Below are 8,743 nucleotides of genomic sequence, written 5' to 3'. Positions count from 1 at the left end.
GCCTTTTCTATTTATTTTAAAGGAAAATGGAGCTCAATGAAATCCGAAGATTTCATCGAGCTCCATTCTTTATGAGGGACTTATGTCACAGCCCCTTTTTTAACTGGGCAATGATATAATTAGGACGATTGATTCTTGGAGGTGCTTGATGGTGAAACATGTTGCTGTGTATGTGACGGGCAGTATTGCCGCGTATAAAGCGGTCGAACTGGTCCGGACGCTGCAAAAAAAGGGGTTGACAGTACGGGTTGCCGAAACCAAGGCAGCCACGGAACTAGTTGGGCCGGCAACGTTCGCGTCGTTGACTAAGCACCGTGTCTTCACTGACCTGTGGGCTGAGTCGGTCGACGGCCACGTTCCTCATATTGAGTTAGCCGACTGGGCCGACCTAGCAGTGGTTGTACCGGCCACGGCAAACGTGATCGCCAAAATGGCCAATGGGATTGCTGACGATGCGGCCACCGCTGCCTTGTTAGCAACGAGTGCCCCCGTTGCGGTCATTCCGGCAATGAATTCTCAGATGTGGGAAAACCCTGCTACCCAGCGTAATGTGCGGTTACTGAAAGAAGATGGGCGTTTGCTGATGGAGCCCACCACTGGTTACCTTGCTGAAGGATACCAAGGTAAAGGGCGGCTGCCCGCAGTGGGCGCGATTGCTGACTTCGTGGAAACAGTGCTGGTTGCTGATGGTGACCAGCTTGGCAAACGACGAGTAGTGGTCACGCTGGGCGGGACTCGCGAGCCGGTTGACCCGGTCCGCTTTTTAGGCAACCGTTCTTCCGGAAAAATGGGGTTAGCCATTGCAGAGGCGGCACTGAATGCCGGAGCAACAGTCACAATTATTGCTGGGAGTGCGCAGGTAAAATTACCGGTTTCGCCACGCTGTCAGATTGTGAAGGTGACAACGACGGAAGAAATGGCAACGGCGGTCAAGCAAAAGCTGAATGGTGCCGATGTTTTAGTGATGGCGGCAGCGGTAGCCGATTTTAAATTAGCATCACCAGCTAAACAGAAAATCAAAAAAGCAGCGGATCAGTCCACCTACCAGCTTACCTTGGTGCCGACAGTCGATATTCTCAAGGCAGCGGGGAAACTGAAGCGGCCGGAACAGCTGGTGATTGGCTTTGCGGCGGAAACTAACGACTTATTGGCGCACGCGCAGCAGAAGCTGGTTGACAAGCAGGCAGATGTGATTGTGGCCAATGACGTTAGTGATTCGCGCACCGGGTTTGGTAGTGATGACAACCAGGTGACGATTTTGCGGCCCAATTGGCAACCCGCAAAGTGGCCGCTCATGTCGAAGAAGGCGGTGGGTGAACGGTTGGTCGACTTGATTGCTCAATTGCTCAGAAAGGAAGATTAGATGGCCCAGACTGCGCAAGTGATTGTTGATGTACCAACTCAGCAGACCAACCATCCTTTTACTTACCAGGTCCCTCAAAAGTGGGTGGATACCGTGGAACCGGGGATGAGAGTCGTCGTTCCGTTCGGTAAAGGTGATCGTCAGGTGCAGGGTTTTGTCGTCGGTGTTGATGAGCCGCACCACTTTGATGGCGATCTGCGGCCACTAGCGGCACTGATGGACTTGAAACCAGTGGTTAATCCGGAGCTGTTGAAGCTATCTCAGTGGATGGCGGACGATACGTATTCTTTTTGGATCTCCTGCCTTTATACCATGTTACCGACCGCACTGAAGGGAAAGACGAAACGGTTAATCCGGGTGGTAGCGCCATTAAGTAAAGATGAACGACAGGACTTATTTGACCAGCGCGATGAATTGGACTTTGCAACCATTCAGCGGGATCCCGAATTAGTGGCAAGGATCGTTAAGCTACGTCGCCAGAAAAAGGTTCGTTTTGAATACCGGGTAAAAAGCCGGGCTGGAGCAAAAACTGTTACCGGCATTCGGTCACTATTAACACCAGACCGAGCGGGATTAGTAGCTGGTCAAGTGGCCAAACGGGCGGTGGCTCAGCGCAGATTGTTAAACTTTTTGGCTGGCCATTTTGACCAAACAATCCTGGAAAAAGACGTGGAACAACAGGCTAATGTTTCCGCTAGTACCGTCAACAAGGGCGAGCAAGAGCACTGGCTGATTAAGTTGCCAGTGGAACAATATCGGCGCCCTCACCAGGGGCAAGAGTATCAGCAAACTGCACCACTGCAGTTAAATCCGGAGCAGCACAATGCCTTATCCGCCGTTAGCAACGCGATGGACCAGGGAAAGCCCCAGACCTTTCTCTTACAAGGGGTGACCGGGAGTGGAAAAACCGAGGTTTACCTCCAAGCAATCGCCAAGGCCCTGCAAAAGGGGCAAACTGCCCTGATGCTCGTTCCCGAAATTTCGTTAACACCACAGATGGTGGCACGGGTCTGTGGTCGTTTTGGTGACCAGGTCGCGATTCTACATAGCAACTTATCGCAGGGAGAACGTTATGATGAGTGGCGGCGGATTAACCGTGGCCAAGCGCGGGTGGTCGTCGGTGCCCGCTCGGCAATCTTTGCGCCCCTACAAAATTTGGGGATTATTATCATGGATGAGGAGCATGAAACCAGCTATAAGCAGGATGATTCTCCTCGTTACCATGCCCGCGACGTTGCTAAATGGCGGGCCAAGTACCACCAGGCAGTCCTTTTGTTAGGATCCGCTACTCCCAGCTTGGAAAGTCGCAGTCGTGCACAGGTGGGAGTCTACCAACTATTGCGGTTAACCCGCCGGGTGAATGGCCAGTCGCTGCCACCAATTGAAGTTGTTGATATGCGTCCTGAGATCCGTCAGCAGGGAGAAACCAATTTTTCTCGCCGGTTGATGGAACTACTACAAGACCGGTTGAACAAGGGAGAACAAAGTATTTTGATGCTTAACCGGCGTGGCTTTTCTTCGTTTATGATGTGTCGTGATTGCGGAACAGTTTTGAAGTGTCCCAATTGCGATATTTCACTGACATTGCACATGGATACGCGCACCATGCGTTGTCATTATTGCGGCCATGAAGAACCGATTCCCCAGTATTGTCCGCAATGTCATAGCAGGCACATTCGTTATTACGGGACGGGCACCGAAAAGGTGGCCGCCCAGTTGGCTGCACGATTGCCAGCAGCACGTGTCTTGCGGATGGATGTCGATACCACCCGCCGGAAAGGCATGCACGAAAAAATTTTACGACGGTTTGGTGACCATCAAGCAAACATCTTGTTAGGAACGCAAATGATCGCCAAAGGGTTAGACTTCCCGGACGTGACCCTCGTGGGGGTGCTTAATGCCGATACTGGTTTAGAGCTTCCTGATTTTCGGGCAAGCGAGCATACCTTTGACTTGCTGGCGCAGGTGAGCGGTCGTGCTGGTCGGGCGGAGAAGCAGGGGCACGTTATTATTCAGACTTTTAATCCGGATCACTACGCCATCCGTCTCGCCCAAGCTCACGACTACGATCGCTTTTTTGCGACCGAAATGAATGTCCGCTACCGGGGTGGGTACCCGCCTTATTATTACACTGTCCGCGTGATGGCTAGTCATGAGCAGGAAGCCGTTGCCGCGAAGGCAATGATCAGAATCAGTGAACAGATCAAGCAGGCGGTTGCGCCATCAACAATTATTCTGGGACCGTCGCCACGACCGATTGCCCGGATGAAGCGACGCTACTACTATCAGCTAGTTATTAAGTATAAGCAGGATCCACAATTGCACCGGGTACTAACGACGGTGCTCACTGAAACCCAACCAAAGGGGTTTCGCGACCTTCAAGTTTCCATTGATCCTGAACCACAGTTCTTTATGTAAAGGAGTTTTTAACTAATGAAATCCGTTGTTTTTATGGGAACACCACAGTTTGCTGTCCCGATTCTCCAAGCGCTGATTGACAGTCATGATTATGATGTGAAAGCAGTTGTTACCCAGCCGGACCGGCGGGTGGGTCGCAAGCATCGGTTAACGGCTTCTCCGGTCAAGGAGACCGCCATGGCTAGTGGGATCACGGTTCTCCAGCCAGAAAAAATCAACCATAGTCCAGAAATGGCTCAGTTGATCGCGATGAAACCGGACCTGATGATTACTGCTGCATTTGGTCAATTTTTACCGACTAAGCTGTTAGCAGCAGCCCAGATTGCGGCAATTAACGTCCATGCATCACTACTGCCAAAGTACCGTGGTGGCGCACCGGTCCACTATGCAGTGATCAACGGTGACCGTGAAACCGGGGTCACGATCATGTACATGGTCAAAAAGATGGATGCCGGTGATATCATTGCGCAAAAGAAGATCCCGATTACCAGGCAGGATGACACCGGAGCAATGTTTGAGAAACTAAGTGTACTGGGTCGCGATTTACTGATGAAGACATTGCCACACTTGGTAGCTGGTGACGTTCATCCCGTCAAGCAGGACCCGGCCAAAGTTAGTTTTTCACCAAATATTAGCAGTGAGCAGGAACGAATTGACTACACCATGACTGCAGAACGAATTGATGACAAGGTCCGCGGTTTAAGGCCATTTCCAATTGGTAACATGGTTGTCGATGGCTTGCGCACGAAAATCTATGATGTCACCCCACTGAATGAAAAAACGAGCTTGGCCCCCGGCAAAGTCGTCCGGGTCGAAAAACACTCGTTAGTTCTGGCGGCTGGTGAGGGGACAGTTTATCAAATCAATCAGTTAAAACCTGCGGGCAAGCCGTTAATGGATATTACGGCCTACCTGAACGGGCACCAGAATTTGACGGAAGGGTTCCAGGCAATTACTGATGAGAAACATTAAAAAAACGCCGCGCTGGCTGGCGATGATCACTTTAGACCGCGTGATTGGCCAGGCGGCTTATTCTAACTTACAGCTGAATAATACGATTGCTCACCACCAACTAAGTGAAGTGGATAAGCGTTTGCTGACCAAAATTGTGTATGGCACATTACAACACAAGTTAACGTTGGACTACCGACTGGCACCATTTCTCAATAATAAACAGTTGGCTAACTGGGTCCACGTCCTCTTGCTAGAAGCGGTTTACCAGCTTGATTACCTTGAACGCGTCCCGGATTTTGCAGTCGTCAATGAGACGGTCGAAATTGCCAAGGTCCACGGCAATCCCGGAATTCGCAAACTGGTAACAGCCGTTTTACACAATTACCTCCGGCACCCCCGCCGTAGTCTGGACGAAATTAAGGATCCGCTTTTACGGCTGTCAGTGAAGAGAAGTGTTCCTCGCTGGCTGGTAGGACAACTGGCTAGTGATTATGGGCTGGCAAAGACTGAAACCATTCTGGATAGTATTAATGAACCTGCCCACCTTTCCTTGCGGGTGAACCAGGTTAAGGGCAATGCCGCTCAAGCTGTTGACCAGCTTGCTAACGATGGAGTCAAAGTCCATCGCAGTCCCCTCGCGCCGGCAGGGCTGGTTGTCGATTCTGGGAATGTCATCAAGAGCTCAGCCTTTAATGATGGACTAGTAACAATCCAGGATGAGAGCGCTCAGCTGGCAGTTGACAGTATGAATTTGTCAGCCGACTTCAAGGTTCTTGACGCATGCGCAGCCCCGGGCGGCAAAACCGTTCAAATCGCCGAACAGCTTGATCGTGGCAAGGTCATTGCCCTTGACCTCCATGCTAACAAGGTGCGATTGGTCCAGCAAAATGCAGCGCGCTTAGGTGTCAGTGACCGGGTAACCGCGCTGGCGCTTGACGCGCGAAAAGTGGACGAATGCTTTGCTGATGAACAGTTTGACGCTATCTTGGTTGACGCGCCATGTAGCGGAATCGGGTTGCTACGGAAAAAACCTGAAATTCGCTACGATAAGACTGCAGATGACAGTCAGCATTTACACCAAATTCAACTAGCAATTTTGGATGCGGTGGCCACAAAAGTAAAAAAGGGCGGTATAATAACCTACAGCACTTGTACCTTGTTAAAAACGGAAAACGAGTTAACGGTTCGTGAATTTTTGAGTTCACATCCGCAGTTTGCCGAGTTAACAACCCAAACAACAAAGTGTATTAAGGATGGTCGAGATGCTCGCTCGCTGACAATTTTACCGAGCGATTATGGTACCGATGGCTTCTTCATCGCTACCATCAAGCGTCTCTCCTAGAGGGGAATTTTCTTTCAATGAAAACTGCTTTCAAAAGCGATATTGGTCGTCACCGCAAGCAAAACCAGGACCGAGTAGCCTTGTTTAGTAATAAGCAGGGGCTCTTTTTGGTCGTGATTGCTGATGGTATCGGTGGCAATCAGCGGGGAGACCTTGCCGCAGAACTAACAACTGAATCATTTGGCCGTGCCTTTACTACTGCTTCGCCGATGACGCCGCAAACGGCTTCAAAATGGCTTGTTTCGCAAGTGCAGCTTATTAATAATAAAATTTTAGAAAAATCAACTGAGAAACAAAGTTATCACGGGATGGGGACCACCATGGTTGCCGCAGTGCTATTTGATGATCAAGTAGTGGTGGCCAATATTGGTGATAGTCGTGGCTACATTATGCACGATGGTCAGTTAACCCAAATTACGGTGGACCATTCCCTGGTAAATGAACTTGTAAAAAAAGGTGATCTCACCGAACAAGAAGCCAAAAATTCGCCACAAAACAACATCATTACCCGGGCAATTGGCATTTCTGCGGAAGCCAAGGCTGATGTGAATCGCTTTCGAATCAAACATGGCGACCAGCTTTTGCTATGTACCGACGGGCTTTCCAAAATGGTCCCACTACAGCAGATTGCGGAGGTACTTCAATCGCGGAAGTCGCTGAAGCGGAAGTGCGGGCTATTAGTGAAAATGGCGAATAAGGCTGGAGGTCCAGATAATATCACCGTCTCAATAAGTCAATAAGACCAAGAGAGGTTATTAACATGAAGCCTGGAGACAAGCTTAGCAACCGGTATGAGATTAAACGGCCGCTGGGCGAAGGTGGAATGGCAAACGTATACCTGGCGCATGACCTATACCTTGATCGTGACGTGTCGGTTAAGTTGTTGCGGCTTGACTTGCGTGACGATCCGCGGACTCGTCGTCGTTTCGAGAGAGAAGCGATGGCGGCCACTCAACTCCATGATCCACACATTGTTGGTATTTACGATGTGGGCATTGACCATGGGATGCAGTACTTAGTCATGGAATACGTCAAAGGGACTGACTTAAAGGCCTACATTAGCCACCACTTTCCGATCCCGTTGCCGCAGGTCGTTGATATCATGGAGCAGGTGCTTTCTGCCGTGGAAGTTGCCCACGCTCATGGTATTATTCACCGGGATTTGAAGCCACAAAACATCCTAATTGATGAAAATAAGAACATTAAAATTACGGATTTCGGGATTGCCACGGCAACATCCCAAAATTCTTTAACGCAAACGAATACGCTGCTCGGCTCTGTCCACTACTTGTCACCGGAGCAAGTTCGTGGCAGCATTGCGACTGAACGGTCTGACATTTATTCTCTCGGGATTATCCTGTACGAACTGTTGACAGGGAAGGTCCCCTTTGAGGGTGAAAATGCCGTTTCGATTGCCCTGAAGCATTCGCGAGAAAAAATGCCATCTATTCGTCGGCAGAATCCTGATATTCCGCAAGCCCTGGAAAACGTTGTTGTTCACGCAACAGCAAAGCACCCGGCTTGTCGTTACCAGTCGGCAAAGGAAATGGCAGACGATTTGGCCACCGTTTTATCGCCATCAAGAAAGGACGAGCCACCGTACTCGTTTGATGATGGTGATGACGGTGAAACAAAAGTTTTAGACCTGTCTGAACTGGAACACAAAGAGCAAGAAAAGCACCATTCTAACGAGCGAGAGCAGCCAACCAAACCATCTGCCTGGCAGCGTCACAAGAAGGCATTGATTGGCGGTGGCATTGCTGCGGTGATCCTGCTGGGGTTTGGTGTGGGAACATACTTAAATACAGAAATCAGTGTCCCAGATGTCAGTGGTTTGACAACGGCTCAAGCCAAGTCACGGCTGAGAAAAGCCCATGTCCATGTTGGCCGAATTAAAGAACAGCATAGTCAAAGTGTTGCTGTTGGCCGTGTCCTTACGACTAGCGAACCCGACAGTCGGGTTAAACGATACCAACCAGTGGACCTCACAATTAGCCGCGGTGCCAAGCACTGGACAATCAAGCAGTACGTTGGTCAAACGGCAACAGATGTTGCTGATGAACTGCGGTCGCATGGTGTGCGGGTGGTAATTAAACACCGCTACAGCGACAAGGTTGATAAGGGACAAGTGATGGCCCAAAGTCATAAGGAAGGTACGGTGGTGAAACCCGCCCGGCAGTCAGTAACGCTGACGGTTTCGGCAGGCAAGCCGCAGTTTACGGTGCCGAACTTCAAGCATGATGATATCAGTGCCGTTCAATCCTACGCCAATAAGCACGGGTTACAGCTGACGACAACGGAGAAATTCTCCAGTACCGTTCCCAGCAACCATGTTTTAAAACAGATTCCAAAAGCGGGGGCCAAGTTAAGCCGTGGCGATACGCTAACGGTTTCAATCGCTTCGTCTGGTAACCAAACCAAGACGACGAATATTCAAATCAACATTCCGTTTGATGGTAATGGCGGCAAGCATGAGAACCGGGTCCAGGTCTACATTGCCGATGCCAACCACAACCTGACGATGGAGTACCAAGATATTACGATTAACCAGGAAACCACGATTAACGTTCCGTTTACCCTCAGAAAAGGGCAAACCGGTTCCTACCGGGTTGTCAGGAACGGACGGACGATTATGAGTGCGACTAACATTACCGGATAAGGAGTGA

6 protein-coding genes are annotated in these 8,743 nt (G+C 50.1%); all 6 read left to right on the top strand.

Translation table 11 applies throughout. The features are described 5' to 3' along the window. Positions 1-148 precede the first annotated feature (148 nt). Genes coaBC through pknB form a run of 6 tightly spaced genes read left to right on the top strand, consistent with a single transcriptional unit; the run spans position 149 to position 8,736 of the window. Positions 149-1,363, top strand: a complete 1,215-nt coding sequence (coaBC, locus tag Q0E49_RS04025) for a bifunctional phosphopantothenoylcysteine decarboxylase/phosphopantothenate--cysteine ligase CoaBC (RefSeq protein ID WP_295746671.1) — start codon at positions 149-151, stop codon at positions 1,361-1,363. Continuing rightward, positions 1,364-3,781: a primosomal protein N' gene (gene priA / locus Q0E49_RS04020; RefSeq protein ID WP_295746670.1), complete on the top strand. Its 2,418-nt coding sequence runs from the start codon at positions 1,364-1,366 to the stop codon at positions 3,779-3,781. Between the two features lie 15 nt (positions 3,782-3,796). Continuing rightward, positions 3,797-4,753: a methionyl-tRNA formyltransferase gene (fmt, locus tag Q0E49_RS04015; protein ID WP_295746669.1), complete on the top strand. Its 957-nt coding sequence runs from the start codon at positions 3,797-3,799 to the stop codon at positions 4,751-4,753. Continuing rightward, on the top strand, positions 4,740-6,077 hold the full coding sequence (gene rsmB / locus Q0E49_RS04010; RefSeq protein ID WP_295746668.1) for a 16S rRNA (cytosine(967)-C(5))-methyltransferase RsmB: 1,338 nt from the start codon (positions 4,740-4,742) through the stop codon (positions 6,075-6,077). The genes fmt and rsmB overlap by 14 nt, the downstream gene beginning before the upstream one ends. A 17-nt stretch (positions 6,078-6,094) precedes the next feature. Then, on the top strand, positions 6,095-6,817 hold the full coding sequence (locus Q0E49_RS04005) for a Stp1/IreP family PP2C-type Ser/Thr phosphatase (protein ID WP_295746667.1): 723 nt from the start codon (positions 6,095-6,097) through the stop codon (positions 6,815-6,817). Positions 6,818-6,837: 20 nt separating this feature from the next. After that, on the top strand, positions 6,838-8,736 hold the full coding sequence (gene pknB, locus Q0E49_RS04000) for a Stk1 family PASTA domain-containing Ser/Thr kinase (RefSeq protein ID WP_295746666.1): 1,899 nt from the start codon (positions 6,838-6,840) through the stop codon (positions 8,734-8,736). Positions 8,737-8,743: the final 7 nt, after the last annotated feature.

Origin of the sequence: uncultured Limosilactobacillus sp., from assembly GCF_934202235.1 — a bacterium.
GTDB lineage: Bacteria > Bacillota > Bacilli > Lactobacillales > Lactobacillaceae > Limosilactobacillus.
The sequence above is the reverse complement of the archived record's forward strand: the minus strand, read 5'-3'. Positions and strand labels throughout refer to the sequence as shown.

Bases quoted from the DNA above. Each gene is read 5' to 3' on its own strand.
- pknB (WP_295746666.1), top strand. From the start codon at position 6,838: ATGAAGCCTGGAGACAAGCTTAGCAACCGGTATGAGATTAAACGGCCG.
- fmt (WP_295746669.1), top strand. From the start codon at position 3,797: ATGAAATCCGTTGTTTTTATGGGAACACCACAGTTTGCTGTCCCGATT.
- Q0E49_RS04005 (WP_295746667.1), top strand. From the start codon at position 6,095: ATGAAAACTGCTTTCAAAAGCGATATTGGTCGTCACCGCAAGCAAAAC.
- priA (WP_295746670.1), top strand. From the start codon at position 1,364: ATGGCCCAGACTGCGCAAGTGATTGTTGATGTACCAACTCAGCAGACC.
- coaBC (WP_295746671.1), top strand. From the start codon at position 149: ATGGTGAAACATGTTGCTGTGTATGTGACGGGCAGTATTGCCGCGTAT.
- rsmB (WP_295746668.1), top strand. From the start codon at position 4,740: ATGAGAAACATTAAAAAAACGCCGCGCTGGCTGGCGATGATCACTTTA.